Annotated in this window: 24 protein-coding genes and 1 pseudogene; 10 read left to right on the forward strand and 15 right to left on the reverse strand. The window is 68.8% G+C overall.

All coding sequences use genetic code 11. The annotated features are described in order from the left end of the window. Positions 1 to 94: 94 nt before the first annotated feature. Genes AB0B45_RS48835 through AB0B45_RS48845 form a run of 3 tightly spaced genes read right to left on the reverse strand, consistent with a single transcriptional unit; the run spans position 95 to position 2,480 of the window. Positions 95 to 340 (reverse strand): hypothetical protein, encoded by a 246-nt coding sequence (locus AB0B45_RS48835; protein WP_358145473.1) that lies wholly within the window; start codon positions 338 to 340, stop codon positions 95 to 97. Beyond that, positions 337 to 708, reverse strand: coding sequence for a hypothetical protein (locus AB0B45_RS48840; RefSeq protein ID WP_358145475.1), 372 nt, complete (start codon positions 706 to 708; stop codon positions 337 to 339). Before AB0B45_RS48840 ends, AB0B45_RS48835 begins: the two co-directional genes overlap by 4 nt. Further along, complete coding sequence (locus AB0B45_RS48845; protein ID WP_358145477.1) at positions 705 to 2,480, reverse strand: MDR family MFS transporter; 1,776 nt, start codon at positions 2,478 to 2,480, stop codon at positions 705 to 707. The genes AB0B45_RS48840 and AB0B45_RS48845 overlap by 4 nt, the downstream gene beginning before the upstream one ends. Before the next feature lie 57 nt (positions 2,481 to 2,537). On the opposite strand from AB0B45_RS48845, the gene AB0B45_RS48850 reads away from it, so the two are divergent. Continuing rightward, on the forward strand, positions 2,538 to 3,080 hold the full coding sequence (locus AB0B45_RS48850) for a TetR family transcriptional regulator (protein ID WP_358145479.1): 543 nt from the start codon (positions 2,538 to 2,540) through the stop codon (positions 3,078 to 3,080). A 48-nt stretch (positions 3,081 to 3,128) separates the two neighbouring features. Here AB0B45_RS48850 and AB0B45_RS48855 read toward each other — a convergent pair whose 3' ends face one another. The 4 genes from AB0B45_RS48855 to AB0B45_RS48870 form a co-directional block, all read right to left on the reverse strand. Further along, on the reverse strand, positions 3,129 to 3,662 hold the full coding sequence (locus AB0B45_RS48855; protein WP_358145481.1) for a flavoprotein: 534 nt from the start codon (positions 3,660 to 3,662) through the stop codon (positions 3,129 to 3,131). 60 nt (positions 3,663 to 3,722) lie between these two features. Next, a complete protein-coding gene (locus tag AB0B45_RS48860; protein ID WP_358145483.1) occupies positions 3,723 to 4,877 on the reverse strand; it encodes a phospholipase D-like domain-containing protein in 1,155 nt (384 codons plus the stop codon). 53 nt (positions 4,878 to 4,930) lie between these two features. Next, positions 4,931 to 5,800, reverse strand: coding sequence for a LysR substrate-binding domain-containing protein (locus AB0B45_RS48865; RefSeq protein WP_358145484.1), 870 nt, complete (start codon positions 5,798 to 5,800; stop codon positions 4,931 to 4,933). 197 nt (positions 5,801 to 5,997) lie between these two features. Further along, on the reverse strand, positions 5,998 to 6,375 hold the full coding sequence (locus tag AB0B45_RS48870) for a helix-turn-helix domain-containing protein (protein ID WP_358145486.1): 378 nt from the start codon (positions 6,373 to 6,375) through the stop codon (positions 5,998 to 6,000). Between the two features lie 105 nt (positions 6,376 to 6,480). On the opposite strand from AB0B45_RS48870, the gene AB0B45_RS48875 reads away from it, so the two are divergent. After that, on the forward strand, positions 6,481 to 6,957 hold the full coding sequence (locus AB0B45_RS48875) for a luciferase family protein (RefSeq protein WP_358145488.1): 477 nt from the start codon (positions 6,481 to 6,483) through the stop codon (positions 6,955 to 6,957). Positions 6,958 to 6,965: 8 nt separating this feature from the next. On the opposite strand, the gene AB0B45_RS48880 is transcribed toward AB0B45_RS48875, so the two are convergent. Further along, positions 6,966 to 7,613: a response regulator transcription factor gene (locus AB0B45_RS48880; RefSeq protein WP_358145490.1), complete on the reverse strand. Its 648-nt coding sequence runs from the start codon at positions 7,611 to 7,613 to the stop codon at positions 6,966 to 6,968. Next, a complete protein-coding gene (locus tag AB0B45_RS48885; protein ID WP_358145492.1) occupies positions 7,610 to 8,758 on the reverse strand; it encodes a histidine kinase in 1,149 nt (382 codons plus the stop codon). Before AB0B45_RS48885 ends, AB0B45_RS48880 begins: the two co-directional genes overlap by 4 nt. Before the next feature lie 139 nt (positions 8,759 to 8,897). Here AB0B45_RS48885 and AB0B45_RS48890 point away from each other — a divergent pair, with 139 nt between their 5' ends. Further along, positions 8,898 to 9,611 (forward strand): ATP-binding cassette domain-containing protein, encoded by a 714-nt coding sequence (locus AB0B45_RS48890; protein WP_358145494.1) that lies wholly within the window; start codon positions 8,898 to 8,900, stop codon positions 9,609 to 9,611. Further along, positions 9,608 to 10,324 carry an ABC transporter permease gene (locus AB0B45_RS48895; RefSeq protein WP_358145496.1) on the forward strand — a complete coding sequence of 239 codons (717 nt, stop codon included), beginning with the start codon at positions 9,608 to 9,610 and terminating at the stop codon, positions 10,322 to 10,324. Before AB0B45_RS48890 ends, AB0B45_RS48895 begins: the two co-directional genes overlap by 4 nt. A 94-nt stretch (positions 10,325 to 10,418) precedes the next feature. Here AB0B45_RS48895 and AB0B45_RS48900 read toward each other — a convergent pair whose 3' ends face one another. Next, positions 10,419 to 10,805 (reverse strand): TraR/DksA C4-type zinc finger protein, encoded by a 387-nt coding sequence (locus AB0B45_RS48900; RefSeq protein ID WP_358145498.1) that lies wholly within the window; start codon positions 10,803 to 10,805, stop codon positions 10,419 to 10,421. A 9-nt stretch (positions 10,806 to 10,814) separates the two neighbouring features. Further along, entirely contained in the window at positions 10,815 to 11,015 is a 201-nt protein-coding gene (locus AB0B45_RS48905) for a hypothetical protein (protein WP_358145500.1), read from the reverse strand. 93 nt (positions 11,016 to 11,108) lie between these two features. Between AB0B45_RS48905 and AB0B45_RS48910 the strand changes: the two genes are divergently transcribed. Beyond that, complete coding sequence (locus tag AB0B45_RS48910; protein ID WP_358145502.1) at positions 11,109 to 12,092, forward strand: BtrH N-terminal domain-containing protein; 984 nt, start codon at positions 11,109 to 11,111, stop codon at positions 12,090 to 12,092. Between the two features lie 37 nt (positions 12,093 to 12,129). Here AB0B45_RS48910 and AB0B45_RS48915 read toward each other — a convergent pair whose 3' ends face one another. After that, positions 12,130 to 12,405, reverse strand: a complete 276-nt coding sequence (locus AB0B45_RS48915; protein ID WP_358145504.1) for a hypothetical protein — start codon at positions 12,403 to 12,405, stop codon at positions 12,130 to 12,132. A gap of 97 nt (positions 12,406 to 12,502) precedes the next feature. Between AB0B45_RS48915 and AB0B45_RS48920 the strand changes: the two genes are divergently transcribed. Together AB0B45_RS48920 and AB0B45_RS48925 are read left to right on the forward strand one after the other, a co-directional pair. Further along, positions 12,503 to 12,871 carry a DUF4440 domain-containing protein gene (locus AB0B45_RS48920; RefSeq protein WP_358145506.1) on the forward strand — a complete coding sequence of 123 codons (369 nt, stop codon included), beginning with the start codon at positions 12,503 to 12,505 and terminating at the stop codon, positions 12,869 to 12,871. Between the two features lie 55 nt (positions 12,872 to 12,926). Continuing rightward, positions 12,927 to 13,116, forward strand: a pseudogene (locus tag AB0B45_RS48925) (IS5/IS1182 family transposase); the annotation flags it as partial. 18 nt (positions 13,117 to 13,134) lie between these two features. On the opposite strand, the gene AB0B45_RS48930 reads toward AB0B45_RS48925, so the two are convergent. Then, positions 13,135 to 13,719, reverse strand: a complete 585-nt coding sequence (locus AB0B45_RS48930) for a class I SAM-dependent methyltransferase (protein ID WP_358145553.1) — start codon at positions 13,717 to 13,719, stop codon at positions 13,135 to 13,137. A 384-nt stretch (positions 13,720 to 14,103) separates the two neighbouring features. Between AB0B45_RS48930 and AB0B45_RS48935 the strand changes: the two genes are divergently transcribed. The 3 genes from AB0B45_RS48935 to AB0B45_RS48945 all read left to right on the forward strand — a co-directional run bounded on the left by AB0B45_RS48935 (position 14,104) and on the right by AB0B45_RS48945 (position 17,849). Further along, a complete protein-coding gene (locus tag AB0B45_RS48935; RefSeq protein ID WP_358145507.1) occupies positions 14,104 to 15,909 on the forward strand; it encodes an asparagine synthase-related protein in 1,806 nt (601 codons plus the stop codon). A 363-nt stretch (positions 15,910 to 16,272) separates the two neighbouring features. Beyond that, a complete protein-coding gene (locus tag AB0B45_RS48940; RefSeq protein ID WP_358145509.1) occupies positions 16,273 to 16,875 on the forward strand; it encodes an RNA polymerase sigma factor in 603 nt (200 codons plus the stop codon). A 14-nt stretch (positions 16,876 to 16,889) separates the two neighbouring features. Beyond that, entirely contained in the window at positions 16,890 to 17,849 is a 960-nt protein-coding gene (locus AB0B45_RS48945) for a CU044_5270 family protein (protein ID WP_358145555.1), read from the forward strand. A gap of 215 nt (positions 17,850 to 18,064) precedes the next feature. Here AB0B45_RS48945 and AB0B45_RS48950 read toward each other — a convergent pair whose 3' ends face one another. Both AB0B45_RS48950 and AB0B45_RS48955 read right to left on the reverse strand, forming a co-directional pair. Then, positions 18,065 to 18,997, reverse strand: coding sequence for a histidine kinase (locus tag AB0B45_RS48950; RefSeq protein WP_358145511.1), 933 nt, complete (start codon positions 18,995 to 18,997; stop codon positions 18,065 to 18,067). A 90-nt stretch (positions 18,998 to 19,087) separates the two neighbouring features. Beyond that, positions 19,088 to 19,897, reverse strand: a complete 810-nt coding sequence (locus AB0B45_RS48955) for a GDSL-type esterase/lipase family protein (RefSeq protein WP_358145513.1) — start codon at positions 19,895 to 19,897, stop codon at positions 19,088 to 19,090. Between the last annotated feature and the right edge of the window lie 2 nt (positions 19,898 to 19,899).

The following is a 19,899-nucleotide window of genomic DNA, read 5'->3' on the forward strand; positions in this document are numbered from 1 at the left end:
CCGCCGGCCCGCACCCCGCTACGACGTCGGCAAAACCGTCAAACGAGGCCGCACCCTCGCGGCACTACAACAATCCGGACGATAAAGAACAAGCTTAGGTGGTGGTGTCCATGGCGTGCCGCCCGCGGCCCGCCAGATCGCGCAGCGCGTCGGCCGCGTAGGCGACCAGCGCGAGGAAGGCGCCTCCGGCCAGCAGACCGCCGACCCACACGTCGTTGACGGTGGCGTCGGTCCATTCGTCGCCGCGCGGCTGGTAGCCGACCGCGAAGGGGGCGGCGACCAGCCAGAGGCCGCCGAGGAACAGCAGTGCGAGGGCGGAAACGCCCAGTTTGGACTTCATCGCCGGTGTCCGTTCGTGGTGAGATCTTCGCGCAGCGCCTCGACCAGCGGGGCGAGCATGGTGGCCAGTTCGGCCGACGAGGTGGCGGCGGGCGCGGGCTGGGGTGCGGGCTCGGGTTCGGGAGCGCGCTGCCGTACGGTCACCAGACCGCGGGCGACGAGGTCCTCGTGGATGGCGGCGGCGAAGGCCACCACGCCCACGAGGCCGACGAGGGCGACGCCGAGCCCGGTGAAGAACTCCGCGTTCGTGGCGTCGATCCAGTCGCCGAGCTCGGGCTGGGTGCCCAGGGCAAAGGGCGCGATCATCAGCCACAGCCCGGCGATCAACGCCAGGGCCGCCGCGACGGCGCCCACGAACCTGCGAATCATGGTGCGACTCCTTCGGTGACTCTGTTGACGGGCGGCGTGGCCTGGGCCAGCAGCGCGCGGGAGGTGGGGCGCAGCACGCCGTTGGCGACGGCTCGCGCCCTGTCGCGTTCGGGCAGGTCGTCCGGCGGCGCCATCCTGGCGACCGCGGCCACGAGGGCGGACGGCCTGCCGTTGGCGTGTTCGACGCGCTGGGCGATGAGCTCGAGCAGCAGGCCCGCGAGGACCAGGTCGTCCTTGCTGGGTGGCTTGGGCGCGAGCTCGGCCGGGGCGTTCCCCCTGAGCGGCAGCTCCTTCAGGAACAGCACCGCGAAGAAGCCCAGCACCGCGACGGGAACGCCGACCAGGAAGACGGTCTCCAGACCTCTGGTGAAGGCTTCGAGCACGATGCCCTTGACGGGTTCGGGCAGCTGCTGGATGGCGGCGGGGCTGCCGAGCGTGATGGAGCCGCCGGTCGGCCTGACGTGCGCGGCCCGCATGAGGTCGGCCATCTCGTCCTTGAGCCTGTTGGACAGGATCGCGCCGAACGCCGCGACGCCCACCGCGCCGCCCAGCGAGCGGAAGAACGCCACGCCCGAGGTGGTGGCCGCCATGTCGCGCAGCTCGGAGCCGTTCTGCGCGGCGAGGATGAGCATCTGCATCGACAGGCCGAGCCCGATGCCGAGCACCGCCACGTCCACGCCGATCAGCCACTGTTCCGAGTCGACGTGCAGCCGCGAGAGCAGGAACAGGCCGACCGCGACCAGCAGCAGGCCGATGACGGGGAAGATCTTCCATTTGCCGGTGTTCGTCACGATCTTGCCGGAGATCACGCCGGACACGAACAGCGCGAACACCATCGGCAGCGTCATCAGGCCGGAGGCCGTCGGGCTCATGCCCTTGACGATCTGCAGGTACTGCGGCAGGTAGATCATCGCGCCGAACATCGCCATGCCGACGAAGAGCGAGGCCGTGCTGGTCAGCACGAACGTCCTGTTGCGGAACAGCCTGGGCGGCAGGATCGGGTTGCGCGCGCCCCGCTCGGCGAACACCGACAGCAGCAGCATGACCACCGCGACGGCGCCGAGGAAGTAGGTCCAGAACGAGTTCCACTCGAACTCGATGCCGCCCAGCGTGAGCATGAGCATCAGCGCGCTCGCGCTGGCGGTGATCGTCGTGGCGCCCCAGATGTCGACGGCGGTGTTCCGCTTGACCTTGGGCAGCTTGAGCACCCTCTGGATCACGGCGAAGGCGACCACGGCGAACGGGATGCACACATAGAAGCACCAGCGCCAGCCCAGCCAGTCGGCGTCCACGATGAACCCGCCGAGCAGCGGGCCCGCGACGGTGGAGATGCCGAAGACCGCGCCCATGTAACCGGAGTAGCGCCCCCGCTCGCGCGGGGGCACGATGTCGCCGAGGATCACCTGGGACAGTGCGGACAAACCGCCAACGCCCAGCCCCTGTACGGCTCGCGCCGCGATGAGCTGACCCATGTCCTGCGAGAGCCCCGCGGCCAGCGAGGCGGCGACGAACAGGCCGAGGGAGATCTGGAAGAGGAGCTTCCTGCCATAGAGGTCGGACAGCTTGCCCCACAGCGGTGTCGACACGGTCATCGTGAGCATCGTGGCCGAGGCGACCCAGGAGTACTGCTCCTGTCCGCCCAGCTCACCCACGATGGTCGGCAGCGCCGTACCCACCACAGAGGTCGAGATCATAGAGGTGAGCATCGCCAGCATCAGCCCCGACATGATCTCGAGGATCTCTCTGTGGGAGTACTGCCTGCTTTGTGCCATGAATTGGAGTATACGTATGTTTACTAGCCGCTCGGCAAGTGGAGTTAGGCTTCAGCCATGGAAGTGCGGGTGCGGGATCGAGAGGCGACCAGGGAACGCCTGCTCACGGCGGCACGCGCGCTGTTCGCCGAGCACGGCTACGAGCAGGTCACGGTACGCATGATCGCTGCCGCCGCCGACGCGAACATCGCGCTCGTCGGCCGGTACTTCGGCTCGAAGGCCGGGCTGTTCGGCGAGGTGCTGGCGGGCGAGCGGTCGGTCGCGCGAGTTCTGGACGGCGACCTGGCCGGGCTCCCCAGGCGCCTGGCCGAGTACGCGGGCCAGCGCATGCATTCCGACCCCGAGAGCCCGATCCTCCGCGCGCTGGAGCGGTCGGCGGGAGATCCCGAGGTGCAGGCGCTGATGACCGAGCGGCTCAGGACCGCGCTCGTCCAGCCGCTGGCGGCCCGGCTCGGCGGTGACGACGCGCTGACGCGCGCCCGCATGGCGGCGGCGGTCTTCCTCGGGATCGGGTCGCTACGGCGGCTGCTCGGGCCGTCCGACCCCTCGTCGGACGACGTCGACAGGCTGACCGCGGTGTTCGAGGCCTGCCTGAGGTGATCGGTGGCCGAGGAGACCCTCAGGCTCCGGATCGCCGACCGTGCGCGTTCATCCGGCCAGGTCGCTGAGCCTCGCCAGCGCCCGCGCCCAGGGGAAGGCCGCCGCGTGGTCGCCGTCGGCGTTGGCGGGAGGCGGCTCGAACTCGCCAGGCCCCAGCAGCACGGCGACCCCCTCGGCCCGCAGGCTCGCCACGTTGCGGACGAACGGCTCCCGTGACGCGAGCGCGCTGTTGACGAAGGGCAGCACGACGACTGGAATCCCGAGCCCGGGGGCCTCCGCGAGGACGCCGAGGGCGTAGGTGTCCGTGATCCCCATGGCGAACTTGTTGATCGTGTCGAACGTCGCCGGCGCGACCACGATCGCCTCCGCCCTCGGCGGTTTCGGCTCGTCGGGCCTGCGGTACCTGCTGCGTACCGGCCGCCCTGTCTGCTCCTCCAGCGCGGCGACGTCGATGAAGCCGAGCGCGGAAGGGGTGGCGACGACCTGGACGACCCACCCGTCGTCCTGCGCCATGGCGACCAGCCGCCCGACCTCCCCCGCCGGTACGGCAGCGCACACGATCACGTACAGGACCTTGCTCATACGGCTCTCCCGCCCGGGTCGACGTCGTGCGAGCAGAAGGCTAGCGGGTGACCGTCCGATTCATCCCTCCCCGATGAAGCGCTCGCCCGCCGCCTCGATGCGTTGGATCTCCGTCCTGAAGAAGCGGGCGAGTTCGGCGCACGCGGCGGGATCGACCGGGCCACCCTCACGTTTGGGCAGGTCGGGGTAGGGACTGCCGATGACGAAGATGTTCTCGTCGTTGTAGTTGTTCGCCGGTTCGGTGTAGTTGAACGATCCGGCGATGACCGTGGCCTCGTCGATGACCATGAGCTTGTGGTGCAGCTTGCCGAACGCGGGGCTGCGTTTCGGGAAGTAGAGCTCGATGTGCGCGCGGTCCAGGTCGTGCGTGGCGGCCCAGGTCTGCGCGCCCTGGCCCGGGTCCATGACGCCGGTGACGGTCTTCTTGGCCGCGGCCAGGGCGATCATGGCATCGTCGATGCCCGAGGAGCCGGAGAAGGTGAAGATGGCGAAGTCGACCCGGTTGGCGGCCTTGAGCATCTGCTTCATGATTTCCAGCTCGGGCGCGTGGTCGGGGGCGAACAGCACCTTCACCGGGATTCCGTTGAGGCTGTAGGCGGAGGGAACCTTGCCGTGGGCGCCTCGCCCGAACTGGCCCGCGCGCATCTGGTTGAACTCGGTCGTGTACGTCAGACAGACCCGCGGATCATGAAAAATCACGACATGGTTGAGGTTGCGGTGGCAGTCGGTGTGGGTGAAGTTCGCCGACCCCGACAGGATCGCCGAGGTGGGCAGGGGCCGTTCCCTGTAGTCGCGGATGATGAACTTCTGGTGGAAGATCGCCGGGTTGTAGTCCGCCTTCACGTCGACGTTGCAGCGCAGCAGCGCGGCCAGGATCTTCCTGTTCGGCTCCAGGCTGCGGCTGCCTGGCTCGTCACCCCACTGGACGCGCCGGCGAGCCTTGAACTCGTCTTCTCCCGCCTTCGGGGTGATCTTCGGCAGCTTCGCCGAGACCAGGTAGTCCTGCTCCAGCACCACGCGGACGTTCACGCCGCGGAAGCGGGCGTCCAGGATGGCCTGGGCGATGGGCTCGGAGTCGAGCTCCTGCACGGCGATGTCGAGGAAACGCTGGGCGCCGTTGATGAAATCGATGATCACTTGCTCGAGGTTGTCCGCCGCATCCAGCTCCGTCGGTCCGACGAAGGCCTCGATCTTGCCGCCCGCGAACATCGTCATGCGGTAAGCGTTCCACTACACGAGGTGGCAGACAAGGACCACGATCGACATGGTCACCGGCCCCCTGTGAACGTACGGCGAAGCAGGCGTTCCAGGCTGTTGACCGCCTCGTCGGTGTCGGTGTCGGCGCGTCGGGAGATCGCGACGTCGACCATCGGCACCGGCGGCAGCCCCTGCTGCTCGGACGGCCGCACCGCGCCGGGCGGGACGTTGCCCACCAGCAGCGCCCCCACGCCGATCCCGGCCGAGACCGCCGCCTGTACGGCGTGCACGCTGGTGCTCTGGAACGAGACCCGCCACTGGCGCCCGTGGCGGCCCAGCGCGTCGAGCACGGGCTGACGCCACTGGCACGGCTGGGAGAACAGCACGAGCGGCAGCGGATCGGCGGACAGGCCGAAGGCCGGAGCGCAGGCCCACGTCAACGGCACCTGGCGCTGCCACCGCACCGAGGCGCCCGGCATCACCGACGGGTCGCCGAACACCAGGTCCAGCCGCCCCCGCTCGGCCGGTCCGCGCAAGGCCGCCGCCGAGCCGACGATCACCTCCAGGTCCACCAGCGGATGCAGCGCGGCGAAGTCGGCGAGCGCGGCGGGCAGCGTGGTGATCGCCAGGTCCTCCAGCAGCCCGATCGCCCGCCGCCCCGACGGGGCGGCGGCACGGCCGGCGATCGAGGTACGCGCCTCGTCGTGCAGGGCCAGCATCCGCTCGGCGTAGGCGAGCAGCGCCTCTCCCGCCGGTGTGAGCTTGGCGCCGTGCGGGTCCCGGACCAGAATCCGTTCGCCGACGGCCTGCTCCAGCCGCTGGATCCGCTGGCTCACGGCGGGCTGGCTCACCTTCAGCGCGGTGGCCGCGCGGGTGATGCTCCCCGCGCGCACGGTCGCCGTGAAGGAACGCAGGTCGGCGATCTGGAAATCCCTATCCATAAGCAAGCATTATGCCTGCCACGCGATTATCGGCGTTCTCAATGAGCGGGCGCGTTCTCGCCGGCAGGGACGCTTCACCGGACGGCCCAGCGGGATCGCCATCACCGCCCACGGGACGGCCGACGACGTGCGGCGCGTCACCGTCGGCGGCGGCGTGGCGTCCGTCGGCACCGGCTCGTTGCGGGTCCTGCCGTGAATCAGGAGTCGTGTTCGGCGTCGTACCGGCGCCTGGCGTCCTCCACCGCTGACAGGTGATCGTCTGACCAGCTCACCAAGGTCGCGAAGACCGTGCTGAGCGTGCGGCCGAGCTCGCTGATCTCGTACTCGACCCGGGGCGGGATCTCCGCGTGGTAGGTGCGGGTGAGCAACCCGTCACGCTCCAGCTGCCGCAGCCGTTGGGTGAGGACCTTGGGACTGATCGGCGGCAGGCGTCCTTGAAGCTGGCTGAACCGCTGTCGGCCGTGATGCCTCAGCGCCCAGAGGATCGGCGTGGTCCAGCGGCTGAAGACCAGATCCACCACCGGGCTGATCGGGCACGCGTCCACGGGCTGTTCGGACGTCTTTCCAGTCGTCATACGGCTCCAGGGGAAGTCACTATCCTTTAGGAACCTACTATGCCGGCGATGTTAGCTTCCTCTCGTCGGGCCGATCAAGCGCCCTGACGGTGAAGGAGACTCGTCATGACCATGCCAGCACTTCCGACGCGTGAGGGAGAGCGGCCGGAGACCGGCCCATCCGTCCCGCACGTCCAGCTCACCCAGAACAGCCCTGATGAGATCAGGGAGAACCTGAAGCACTGGATGTCGACCGAGCTACCGGGCACCGTCATCCGCCCCAGTGAGATCTCCGAGCCGGGCGCCTTGGCCTTCTTCCTGGACGGCGCCCTCCCCCCGCAGGGCGCGGTGCTGCTGCCCCCGCGGCTGAACGCCGAGTTCGCCCACGTGCATCCCGATGGCAGCCTGCACCTCTCACTGTCGTTCGAGGACCAGCGAGAGCTGCTGCTCAGGGGCTGGGGCGAGCGGCACCCGCTCTACTCCGCGCAGATCAACGTGGTGATGCTGTACGGCCCCCGCACCGCCGACGAACTCGACGTGGCCAGGACCGTGATCGAGGCCTCCTACCGCTACGCCACCGGCCGCGATCGCGTCGCCGCCTGAGTCGTCGATCAGAGCAGACCGGCGTCGCGCACCTTCATGGCGACATGGACCCGGTTGTCGGTCTCCAGCTTGGCGAAGATCCGGGTGATGTTCGCCTTCACGGTCGCGACGCTCATGTAGAGCCGTTGCCCGATCTCCGCGTTCGAGCTGCCCCTCGCCACCTCGATCGCGACCTCGCGCTCTCGTTCGGTGAGCCTGGCCAGCTCCCGCTCCGCCGACGGGCGCCGCGGCTCGCGGTCTGCGGTGGCCGCGGCGATCACCTGCCGGGTGACGCTCGGCGACAGCACCGGCTCACCCCTCGCCACGGTCCTGAGCGCCTCGATCATCTTCGGCGGGGGCGTGTCCTTGAGCAGGAAGCCGTCCGCGCCGAGCTCGAGCGCCCGCAACACCATGTCGTCCGCGTCGAAGGTGGTGAGGACGAGGATCCTGGGCGGGTCGGGCTGGGCCAGCAGCAGCTCGGTGGTGGTCAGCCCGTCCTGTTCCGGCATCCGGATGTCCATCAGCACGATGTCGGGTCCGAGGTCGCGGATCACCCGCATGGCCTGCCGGCCGTCCTCGGCCTCGCCGACGATCTCCAGGTCGGGCTCGCCGCCGAGAATGAGGCGCAGGCCCGTCCGCACCATCGCGTCGTCATCCACGATCACCAGTCGAGTCACAGTGTGGGAGCCTCCCATGGCAACCGGGCGTCGAGGACGAAGTGTCCGTCCCGGATCGTATGGCTGAGGGTGCCGCCGGCCATCCGGGTCCGTTCGGCGAGGCCGACCAGGCCCATCCTTCCACCTGGCCCGGCGGCCGCCCCGGGCCGCGCCGGATTGCTCACCCTGATGCGCAGGCCGTGACCTGGCCGCCCGCCGAGCTCGGCCGTCACCCGGCTGCCCGGCGCGTGCTTGCGCGCGTTGGTCAGCGCCTCCTGCACGATCCGGTACGCGTGCCGGCCGGTCTGCGTCGGCAGCAGTTCCCTGCCGTCGATGGTGTCGGCCACGTCGACCTTCTGACCTGCGGCGCGTACCTCCTCGAACAGGGCGCCCACGTCGGCCAGGCTCGGCTGCGGCGCCTCCAGCACGCCGTCCCGCCGGAGCGAGCCGAGCACGGTGCGCAGTTCGTTCAGCGACTCGTGCGCGCTCTCCTGGATCGCCAACGCCACCTCGCGGGTCTCCTCGGCGGTGAGGTCCTTCCTGTACGCCAGGCCGCCGGCGAGCATCGACAGCAGGGAGATCCGGTGAGCCAGGACGTCGTGCATCTCCAGGGCGATCTTGGCCCGTTCGGCCAGCTTGGCCTGCTCGATGCGCTGCAGCTGTTCGCGCTCGGCGGCCAGGGCCGCTTCCCGCTCCGAGACGGCCAGGTCACGGCGCTCGCGAAGGTACAGGCCGAAGACCGTCAGCCCGCCGAGGACAGCGGTCTCCGTCACCGCGGAGACGAACGTCGCCTGGGTGATGCCGTCCCAGCTGCCGCTCACCGCGGGCCCCACCAGCGAGACCACGGCGACCGGGATGATCTGGCGCCACCGGCGATGCGTGCACAGGGACACGTACGCGAACATGGCGGGGCCGGTCGCCGTACTGGAGAAGACGGTCAGCAGGGCGGTCGCCAGCGCGATCGGCCACGGCCGGCGACGCCGCCGGCGCATCAGCGCCAGCCCCGCCACGCCGAGCGCCACGTCGACCAGCGCCGACCCGAGCCGGTCGGGGTCCCGCGAGACGAGCGAGGCCAGGATGGCGCCGAAGAACAGCATCGGCAGCACGGCGCACAGGTAGCGCAGCGCGACGCCCCGCTTGTCCAGGTTCTCCGTACGGCCATGCACAGGCCACAGCCTATGGACCGCCGGGCCGAGGCTTTAGCGACCTGGGTCGACGTCGCGCCTGACGCAGGTCCACAACCCGGGCGACGGCCCTGGCCCCGGGTCCGATGACCGGCGGCCCCGGCTCCGCTGGACTGGATCAATGATCGAGTTCAGCCATGTCAGCAAGATCTACAAGGGTGTGAAAGCGCTCGACGACGTGTCCTTCACCGTCGGACCAGGCAGCATCACCGGCTTCCTCGGGCCCAACGGCGCGGGCAAGTCGACGGCCATGCGGATCCTGGTCGGGCTCGCCCGCCCCACCTCGGGCTCGGCCACCGTGCTCGGCCGGCCGTACATCGAACTGGACCGCCCTGGTTTTCGGGTCGGCACGCTGCTCGACGCCGGCGCCCAGCACCCGGGCCGGTCCGGGCGGGAGGTCCTGACCCTGGGCGCGATGATGCTCGGCCTGCCGCGGTCGCGGGTCGACGAGGTGCTCGACCTGATCGGGCTGACCGGCAAGGAGAGCAGGCGGACCGTCGGCGGCTACTCGCTCGGCATGAGGCAGCGGCTCGGCATCGGTCACGCCCTGCTCGGCCGGCCCGAGGTCCTCGTCCTGGACGAACCGGCCAACGGCCTCGACCCCCAGGGAATCCAGTGGATGCGCGGGCTGCTCCGCGGTCTGTCCGACGCGGGCTGCTCGGTGCTGCTCAGCTCGCACCTGTTGCACGAGGTGGAGCAGGTCGCCGACCGCATCGTGATGATCGGCCGAGGCCGCGTCCTCACCCAGGGCACCGTCGAGGAGCTCAACCAGGGCCGCAGCCTGGAACAGACCTTCCTCGAACTCACCGCGCACGCCGATCGGAGCGCGGCATGACCCGGCTGCTGGCGGTCGAGACCCGCAAGCTCCTCGACACGCGCAGCGCGAAGATCATGACGCTGGGCCTGATCGCGCTGACCGTCGCGGCCATCGTCGCCCGCGGCGTCGTCTCTGGACCGCGGCTGCACACGTTGGTCGGCACCGCGGGCATCGGATTCGGGACCTTGCTTCCCGTCCTCGGCATCCTCTCGGTGACCGGGGAATGGAGCCACCGCACCGCTCTGACCACGTTCGCGCTCGAACCCCGGCGGTTGCGGGTGCTGGTGGCCAAGTGCCTGCCACCGGTGATCGCCGCGGTGGCGGCCTCCGTGTTCGCGGTGCTGGTCGCGGTGCCGGTGACGGCCGTCGTCGCCGCCGTCCGGGACGTCCCCGCCACCTGGGAGGTCGCGCCTGTCGCTCTGCTGGGCTGGGCCGCGGCGAACGTTCTCGTGGTCGGGATGGGGCTCGCTGTGGGCATGCTGCTCCTGAACGCGCCGGCCGCGATCGTGATCTGCCTGTCGACCCCGCTCCTGGGGAACCTCGTCAGCGGGCTCGGCGCCACCGGCGAGCTCGTGGCGGAGTGGGTCGACCTGAACCACGCCACCACACCGCTGATGGCCGGCGACCTGACCGGCGGCGACGCCGCCCGGCTGGCGGTGTCGGCGCTGCTGTGGATCGTCGGGCCCATGACGATCGGCGTGGTGCGGGTGATCCGCAAGGACGTGAGGTGATCGAGGGAAGGGCCGTCATCCCCGTACAGGACCGCACACCACAGGCGACCGTCCGCTCGTTCGGTCCGGCGGCCATGGCGAGGATCGGCGCGGGTCAGCGGCGGCCGGAGGCGCAGACGACGCAGGTCTTGGTGGCCGGGAGGACCATCAGGCGCTCGAGGGCGACAGGTCGCCCGCATCTCGCGCAGATCCCGTAGGTGCCATCACGTAGCCGCTCGAAGGCGAGGTCCAGATCGGCGAGATGCGTCCGGGCCTGGTCGAGGAGGGCCTGGACGTGGGCCCGCTCGAAGGCGGTGGACGTTCCCTCAGGGTCGTGCTCGTCGTCGGGGGCCGTCAGCGCCGACGATTCGACGATCTCGTCCCTGTCACGGCCCAGCATGGCGACGCGGGCCGTGGTCTTCCGGCAGTCGGCGTCGAGCAGTTCTCGCATGGTCGCCTGCTCCGAGGGGGAAAGCACGGCGTCCCGATGGCGTTCGGTCATCACGGTTCCTCACCTTCCCGCCCAGGTTATTCGCCTTCCGATGAGAAGTCGTCCGTCCTGGACGCGCCGGGCCAGGTCGGCGAGCCGATACAGGTCGGGTTCGACGATGAAGAAGATCGCGTGGCCGTTCTCGGGCCGGACCCTGGGCGGGGCGGCCCGCCGCCGCTGCCCCGTCGTGCGGCTGGACTCTCCCACTGTGGGAGGCCTCATGCTTCTCCCAGCGGTCCCCAGTGGTTGATCATGAAGGTATCAGGGATGGGGACGGTGTGACCGTTCGCCGCGTCAGCATGAGGAGAGCGACGCATGACCATCGTGAAGGACATCGAGGCCCGCGGCATGCACCACTGCGAGACGACGGCGCTGGGGGTGCTGTTGCGGCATGAGGGACTTGATCTGTCCGAGCCCATGCTTTTCGGGCTGGGCTCGGGCCTGTCCTTCGTCTATTGGGACAGCAAGGGCATGGAGTTCCCCTTTCTCGGAGGCCGCGTCAAGCCTTTCGACCTCACCAGGAACCTGGCCGCCAGGCTGGGGCTGACGTTGACGGCCGAGGAGACCACCTCACCGCGCAAGGCGTGGGAGAACGTGGCCGCCCCCATCGACGCCGGTCGGCCGGTCGGCCTCCAGCTCGACTGCTACCACCTGGACTATTTCCGGTCCAAGGTGCACTTCGGCGGTCATGTCGTCGCCATGTACGGCTACGACGAGCGCGACGTCTACCTGGTGGACACCGACCAGCAGGGAGGGGCGGTGCGCACCAGCCGGGCCGGCCTGGCCATGGCGCGGGCCGAACGCGGCCCGATGACCGCCAGGAACCGATCCTTCACCATCACCCTGCCGGCTCACCCGCTTTCCTGGCAGGACCAGATCATCCCCGCCATCAAAGACTGCGCCGATGCCTTCCTCGCCGCTCCCATCGCGAACCTGGGCCACCGCGGCATCGAGAAAGCCGGCAAGCAGGTGCCCAAATGGCTGTTGCGCACCGGCAACCCGCAGCAGGACCTGCCGCAGGCCGCCCTCATCATGGAGAAGGGCGGCACCGGCGGCGCCCTGTTTCGCGCCCTCTATCGCGACTTCCTCGACGAGTGCACCCGGCTGATCGACGACGGCAACCTCCGCGCCGGCCACAGGCTGTACGCCGAGGCCGCCACCCTGTGGACGGACGTGGCCACGTTGATCACGAAGGCTGGAGAGAGCGGCGACGCCGGGTACCTCGAGCAGGCCGGCGTCATCCTCCACGATCTTTCGCGCATCGAGAAGGACGCCATGCAGGTGCTGCGTCAGTTGTAGCTCAAAGGGAAAGCCGGCTGTACGGGTACGGCCTGAGTCACGCGATGGCCTCGCCGTCGTGCACCATCGGGTCGTTCCTCGCGGTGACCTCGGCGTCGTTGGCCGCCGGCGACTGCCTGGAGCGCCGTCCCGCAAGGCCTGGGCGTCCCGACGAATCTCTGCCGCCGTGGGTTCCGTGGTCACAGCATCGAGTTGCACCTCGGTGTCGAGACCGACTTCCGGCAGGCACGGCCAAGCCGAGCACGCCCGCGTAGAACTCCCGCAGGACGGGCTCGCTGCCGGGCGGGCAGGCCACCTGGATGTGATGCAGCATCCACGTAAAGATCCGCGCCTCGCTCGACGTACATCCGCAGGTGGCGCCTGCGCCACGCGCAGGTCTCACCGAGACGCCGCCCGATATATTGATCACCATGGTGAACGAGCAGGATGATTCAGTTCAGGCCGCGATTTCGGGGGAGATCCGCCTTCTTGATCCGGAGGTTCGATCCTCGGCGGTGCTCATGGGTGAGTTCCTGGATCCTGAGTTCACTGAGATCGGGGCCTCCGGGCGGCTTTGGGATCGATCTTCGATCATCGCCGCGGTCACTCAGGATGCGGACCCATCGGCGGCCCCGATCGTTGCGAGCGATATGGAGGGCAGGCTCCTTGCCCCTGGGATCGTCCATCTGACCTACGTCTCCGACAACAACGGCCGTCGGGCACGTCGGAGCTCCATTTGGCGGCGGTCAGAGCAGGGATGGCTGGTGTACTTCCATCAGGGGACGCTGAGTTCCCACTGAGTTCCACCTTCGGGTGAGTTCTGGCCCCATGCCTGTGCACGTCCGGTGTGGCAGGCGGCGGCTGCGTGACTGGCACCAATCCGCCGTTGGGACAAGCTGCACCAGCTCCTGCTCGCCGAACCGCATGCCGCTGGCCAGCTCGACCGGTCCAAGGCGGTGATCGACAGCTCGCACGTCCGGGCGCTCAGGGGCGGCCCAAAACCGGCCCGAGCCCGGTCGACCGCGCCAAGCCGGGCTCGAAACATCAGTGGACGCCGCCCAGCTCAGCGTTTGATGCAGGTGTAGGCGCCGTACACCGGTCCGCGGAACTTCACGGTCACGATCTCAAAACCGGTGGCGGCCAGCATCGGCTCCAGCAGCCACCGGAAGGTGCTGTACTCCGTGCGGATGTGCTCGATGTAGTCGTCTCGGGTATAGCCCAAGGCCGGATCGGCGGCGGCGCCATCCAGCCAGCGCCCGAACACCTCCTTCGCCTGTGACGGATGGAAGTCATAGATCAGGTCGCATAGCCGCAGCACCCCGCCGCGCCGCAACATCCCGGCGATCCGCTCCAACGCGAGCGTCTTCCAAAAGTCCGGCAACTGATGCAGGGCATGGCGCGAAAACACGCCATCCGCAGGGGGCCCTGCGTGCTCGTAGCTCAAGAAGCCCGCCTGCACGAATTCGAGATTCGACAGCGCGGCCTCGGCGGCCCGCTGACGCAGCCGATCCACCATGGCAGCCGAAACATCAACCGCCACGACCCGCCCGAACTGGGCGGCCGCTGCCAGCGCGAACTGCCCCGTCCCGGATCCGAGATCCACCACAGTCGAGTCATCGGTCAGGCCGTGAGCGGCGAAGACCGCCAGATCCTCTGAGGGATCGGGATGCCCCTGCTTGCGGTCGAAGCCGGCAAACCGGAGGCCCTGGGGTGCCGTTCACGAGAAGTCCGCGCACGCCGCGCCGTACCCCTCTTACGCCGCCAAGTGAACTCGAAGGCCGCTCAGCGGTAATAGCTAATGAAGAGCCAGACGGTGGAGAGGTGCGCATGAACTTAGGCGGTGGTCTGGTGACCGCGGTCCTGGCCGGGCCAGGGGGTTCACGGCCGTGCAGGCGCCCGTTGGCCTGGGCGGAAGGGATTCCGGGTCAAAGCGGTCACGGTCGAGGCGTCCTACGACGGCGGGGCCGGAGGGGTCGCACGCACTTGGGTGTACCGCTCCCCGCGTCCTCTGCCCGTATGGATGGGAGTCTTTATGCGCGTTTTCTTGGGTATGGCCGCGAAGCGTGCGGGGGTGGACATCGGTCAATCTCTCTCCTTGGCCCGTTCGCTTCTCGGTGACGTCTTTCCTGTGCCGTTGGAAACCGTCGATGCCGCCGAGTGGGCCGGCAGGCGCGCCGCATTGCTGGCCTGGTCCAATGAGGAAGGGGCCGATGCGCGCCCACCGCTGATCGTGCGGGAGGACCACGGCGGCTTAGCCATGACCGGCACCCTCGCATCACAGCGGGACGTACGGCGTCTCATTCAAGCTCCCGATCTGAATGATGTGATGGCGGATCTCTCTGGTTGCTTCTCGGCCGTCCGCGTGGCGGAGGGGGAGCTTCAGGCCGCCACCGCAAGCACCAGGGCTCTTTCCGTCTTCTACGCTGAGAACGAGGACCTCCACCTGGTCGGAACTCGTGCTCTGCACGTGCACCTCGTGGCGAACGGAGGGAAGGTCGCCTGGAACGAGGTCGCCCTGCAAACCATGATCCGTCAGGGGTACTTCCTCTCCGATGAGACCCCCTACCAAGGTGTGACGGCGCTCGGACCCTCCTCAGTGATCAACATCAAGGACGGTCGCAGGAGGATCACCACGCGTCCGCTGCCCCCAGCGCTACCAGCGCCGACATCTGCGAGAGCCAGACGTCAGTCGATCAGGCAGTTGAGTGACGCCCTCGTCGCTGCCGTTGAGCCATTGCAGGCCGTCTCCGAACCGGTCAACCTGGCGCTGACGGGTGGGCGCGACAGCCGTTTGATGGCGGCGCTTCTGCACGCGGGCCGCGTCCCTTTCCGCGCGACGACCAACGGTCTCGACACCCACCCAGACGTGATCATCGCCAGGGAGATCGCCGCTCGGTTGCGTATTCACCACACGGTCATCCCGCCCGTGCAGACCGAGGCGAAGGACGCCGTGCTCGTCCCGCACCCGAGCGTGCGCACATATGAGGTTGTCCGGGCCTGCGAAGGCATGACCTCGGCGTACGAGAGCATCGTGGACTACCGGCCCTACTCCACAATGCCGACCATGTCCGGGCAGAGCGGTGAGATCCTCAGGGGCGGTTTCCTTTACAGTCAGGGGCAGACCACCGGCAAAGCGATGCGTCGCAGGGTCGAAGACTTCTTCCTCAAGAGCGAACCGCTGTTCACCGACGAGGCGAACGAGCATGCCCGCAGCCTTGCGGAGCCATGGCTGCGGCGCGTCGGTGAAAATCCGTGGGAAGTGCTCGACCACCTGTATGTCACCTACCGCGTGGGACGTTGGCATGCCGCGGCAAGAACAGGATCTCTGCGGCGTGGGGATCCTGTTCAGCCGTTCCTCGACAATCGCGTGGTGATCGAGGCGCTGTCGCTCGATCAGCAATGGAGACATTCGGAAGAAGTCGTCTACGAGCTGATCAGCCGACTGGCTCCCGGCCTGCAGGAGATCGAACTCGAAGGCAAGCCCTGGCGCTTCCAAGCCGGGGAAGCGAAAGCACAGCGGAGATGGTGGCAGCGGAAGCCGCCCGTGAGAACTTCCACGCCACCGGCTCCGAAGCGTGGCAACAACTGGAATTGGCGTACCAGCCCGGGTCCCCATCTGTCCGCTCTTCTCGGAGAATTCGTGCTCGAGCGAGCCGACGCCCTGGCTTGCCTCGTACGCGGCGACGAGTTGACGGCTTTCTTCTCCGAACCTGTCGTCAAGCAGCCTGCACTGGCCTGGAACCTATACACGGTCGCCGCCCTGCTTACCGGAGTCTTTCCGGGAAAGCCTCCCGCCATTACAGATCCGGTCCGTATCGAGATCCTGCGGGAGACCTGAGAAAGTGTCTTGGCGTCCGGGGTGGTCTGTCGCGTCACCCGTGGCCCCCCGGCCAGGCGTCCGCGGGCATGACGTGGCGATGACGGGTTCCGCTTCGCTGTACGAAGCTGTACGGCACCCGGGTTGGGAGCGGGGTGCACATTCTCCAGCCATATGGCCTGAGCTGAGGGAACGCCTCATACGGCTTGCAACGGTGTTCATGCCCCGTACGCACCGCGCCGTGGATTGGAACCTTTCCCCCGCATCCGGATAAGTACGGTCGTGACATCCATTCCATACGAGGAACCGCCCATAACGGGCCGGACGCTCCGCATGACGGGGTCCATGCAGCCTCGAAGAGGCGACCATACGCGTGGAGCAGACTTGGCGGAGGGTTCAGCGGTGGCCGACCTGCCGGCCCCGCTGGAGGACTCGGCGGTCATCAGAGCGTCGCTGCGCGAGCCGGAGCGTTTCGCCGAACTGTTCGACCGGCATGCCGCCGTACTGCACCGCTACGTCGTCCGGCGCCTCGGTCCGGACCACGCGGAGGACGTGGTGGCCGAGACCTTCACCAGGGCGTTCGAGAAGCGGCACAGGTACGCCTTCGACCGATCGGACGCGTTGCCGTGGCTGTACGGCATCACCACGAACATCATCGGCACCCACCGAAGGGCGGAGGTACGCGGATACCGGGCGCTCGCCAGAACCGGCGAGGACCCTGTGGCGGTGGCCTTCGACGAGCGGGTGGTCGCCCGTCTCTCCGCCTCGGCGACCCGGGAACGGCTCGCGGCCGCCCTGGCCAAGCTGGGTCGAGGCGAGCGCGACGTCCTGCTGCTGATCGCCTGGGGCGACCTCAGTTACGGGGAGACGGCGCAGGCCCTGGGTGTGCCCCTCGGCACCGTACGGTCCCGGCTGTCCCGCGCCCGCCGCAAGATCGCCCACTCACTGGGCGGTAGCAATCCGATCGACGTCATCGAGGAGGTCTGATGAACGACTTGGACATGGTCCGCGACCTGCGGTCACAGGTACGGCAGAGCAAGGAAAGCGATCTTCACGGCGCCCGACGGCGGATGCTGGCCGCGATGGCTCCGGAGCCACTGGGCCGCCGGCTCCCCCGCACGATAGTGCGCGTGGCCGCCGTCGGCGTCCTCGGCGTCACGATCGCGGCAGGCATCACGGTAGTGCAGAACCTCGCTACGGACTCCCAGGGGAAGGGAACCGCAAGCGCCCCGGCGTGGCTGCCCATGGCGAACGCCGAGACCCTGGCCAAGCGCGCGACGGCGGCGGCGGCGGGGCAGCCGGACGTCTACCCGCGAGACGATCAGTGGGTCTACGCCAAAAGAGACTTCTACCGATCGCCCAAGATAGTGCCCAAGTCAGCCGCGTCGCCGAACGGAGGAGGCGAGACCGGCTCGCGACACACCGAAGAGATGTGGACTCGGGGTGACGGTAAGGAGAGAGCCCTGCGGAAGGAAGGCAGCGAGAAGATCACAAGGCGTCAGGGCGGGGAGGATCCTCGTCTACGGCTCGGCCCCGCCTACCTGCGCTCGCTCCCCTTGGAGCCGTCCGCCCTGTTGGAGCGCCTGAAGAAGGACACGAGTGAGATGTCCTTGCCCGAGGCACAGGCGGTGTTCGGCCAGATCCTGATCATCCTTCAGGAAGGCGCTCCTCCGGCTCGCCTGCGCGCTGCTCTCTACACCGTCCTCTCGAAGCTGGACGGCGTTGGTGTGGAGAACGTGCGTGATCTGTTGGGGAGAGAAGGAGTCGGGATCTACACGGACGACGAGGGGATGCGCAAGGAAGTCATCATCGACCCCAACACCTACGTCCTGCTCGGCGGTCGCACCGTCTACCTCGGCGGATCGACGTCGCCGTACGGCGAGCTGCCCGAGGGCGAGGTGATCTTCTCCGTGGCTCAGGTGGCCGTCGGCATCGTCGACCACGCGGGCGAAGTCCCGTAACGGGGGCGCCGACGTTGGCGCCGGCTGCCGATCAGCGGAAGTAGTCGTGCGCCAGTGGGCGGTTCGTACGTGTGGCAGGAAGCTCGCGCCCTCGGACCCCAGCACACCCCTCGATCCACGAAGGCCTGAAGTGGTGATGGGGCATTCGATCGCTTTTCTCGCGGGCAGATGGCAAGATCGTGATCTTCGATGCTGGAGGGGTTCGATGAGCAAGCTCACGCCACAGCTGATCGTGGACGGCGCCGTCCCGCTGCATTCGATGATCTCTCCCGACGGCCGCTGGGTCGCCCACACAGTCGCCGCGATGCCACGAAGTAGGCGGCGGCCTCCACCGCCGCCGGGGGCCGCTCCGGCAGCTCGTACGTCACCGTGACCTTGACCGTGGCCCGCTCGGCCACCCCTGCCAGCGCCTCCGCCAGCCCGTGCGCGTCCAGCCCCGACGGGTACACCCGCCAGGCCACCTCGCGCAGCTCCACCAGCGCCTGCGGGGCCTGCTCGTGCAGCTGTTCCAGCAGCTCGGCGCGGCCTCGGCGGGCGCGTCCCGCGAGCATGGACAGCGCCACCAGCCGTTGCTGCACCCCGTCGTGGAGGTCGCGTTCGATGCGCCGCCGTTCGGCGTCGACCGCCGCGACCACCCCCGCGCGGCTCTCGGTCAGCTCGGTGATCCGCCGTCGGAGCGCCTCGGTCGGGTCGGGAGCGAGCAGGCGTACGGCCAGCCGCCGCTCCAGCAGATCCACCCCCACTAGGCCGGACACGTCCAGGAAGAGCAGGACGGAGCCTGCCAGGAAGGCGTAGGCCAGCAGTGGCAGGGTGGGCAGCATGCCGTCCACCGCTTCGCCGCGGCTCCACGACCACGCCAGCGTGGCCGCCGCGCGGAAGCCGTACACCAGCAGCAGCACCACCAGGCCGCCCAGGAGGCCCACGGGCGCCCGGGCGCCCAGGAAGCGCAGCTCACCCTCGCGTCGGTCCGGGAGGTCCAGGCGGAGCCGCCGCAGTTCCAGCCCGGTCAGCCATGCGGCCGCCCGGCGCACAGCAGGACGGTCGGCGAACGGCGCCGCCACCAAGACGAAGAGCAAGCCCAGAAGGGCGGTGACCGCACCAGCGGTCACCGCCCCGACGAGCCGCAGACCCCTAACCGCCAACCGCATGCCGCCCCTTGCGCCGCTCAACCAGCCGCACGCCCACAAAGACCATGGCAACGGTCATGGTGATCTCCGGTGAAGGGTGAGCTGGAGGATTCAGCGGGTGTTGGGTGCTGTTGACAGCCAGTGGGAAGTGAGGCCGGTGATGATGGCCGCGCCGCGGTCGCTGAGGTGGACGTGGTCGACGAGGAACTCGCGTCCGCCGGCGCGGGCGATCTCGTCCCAGCCGCGCCGTAGCAGGTAGTGCTGGGCGGCGACGGCGAAGGCGAGCGGGAAGCTGAAGGCGTACGGCTGCCGCCCACCTTGCGGCCGTAGGTGGTCGGCCAGTCGCTCGTGCACAGGCAGATAGTCGACCTGCGCCTGGTGCGCGATTTCCTTGATCGCGGCGTTGTACCCGGCGAGCTTGCCGTTGATCGCTGTGTCCAGGTCCTCGCCGAGGGGCGGCAGGGACATCAGCGCGATCCTGGCCGTGGTGCGGGACTTGAGGCGGTCGATGATCGCGGCGAGATTGTCGCGATACTGATCCAGCGGGACGCCGTTGCGGACGTCGTTGGTGCCGATCAGGATCGTGACCGCGGCCGGGTGGCAGGCCACGATGTCGGCCTCGACCCGCCGGCGCAGGTCGGCGCTGGTGTTGCCGTTGATGCCGGCGTTGATGAACGCGTATCCCTGGTGTTCGGGCTGGGCGCGCAGCGAGCCGACCCAGTCCGCGCCGAGTGCGCCCTGGGTCATGCTGGCGCCGGCGGCGACCACGCGGGGGCGGGCGTCCGGCCTGTGCCCGTGGGCGCAGAGTTCGGCCGGGGCATGGTCAGGCGGGCGGAGGAAGGTGAGGTAGCCGACGGTGCCGGTGGTGGCGAGCGCGGCGGCGAGTAGCAGGCACAGGCCGAGGATGATCTTTTTCTTCATGG

This window comes from Nonomuraea sp. NPDC049152, from assembly GCF_040648355.1.
GTDB lineage: Bacteria > Actinomycetota > Actinomycetes > Streptosporangiales > Streptosporangiaceae > Nonomuraea.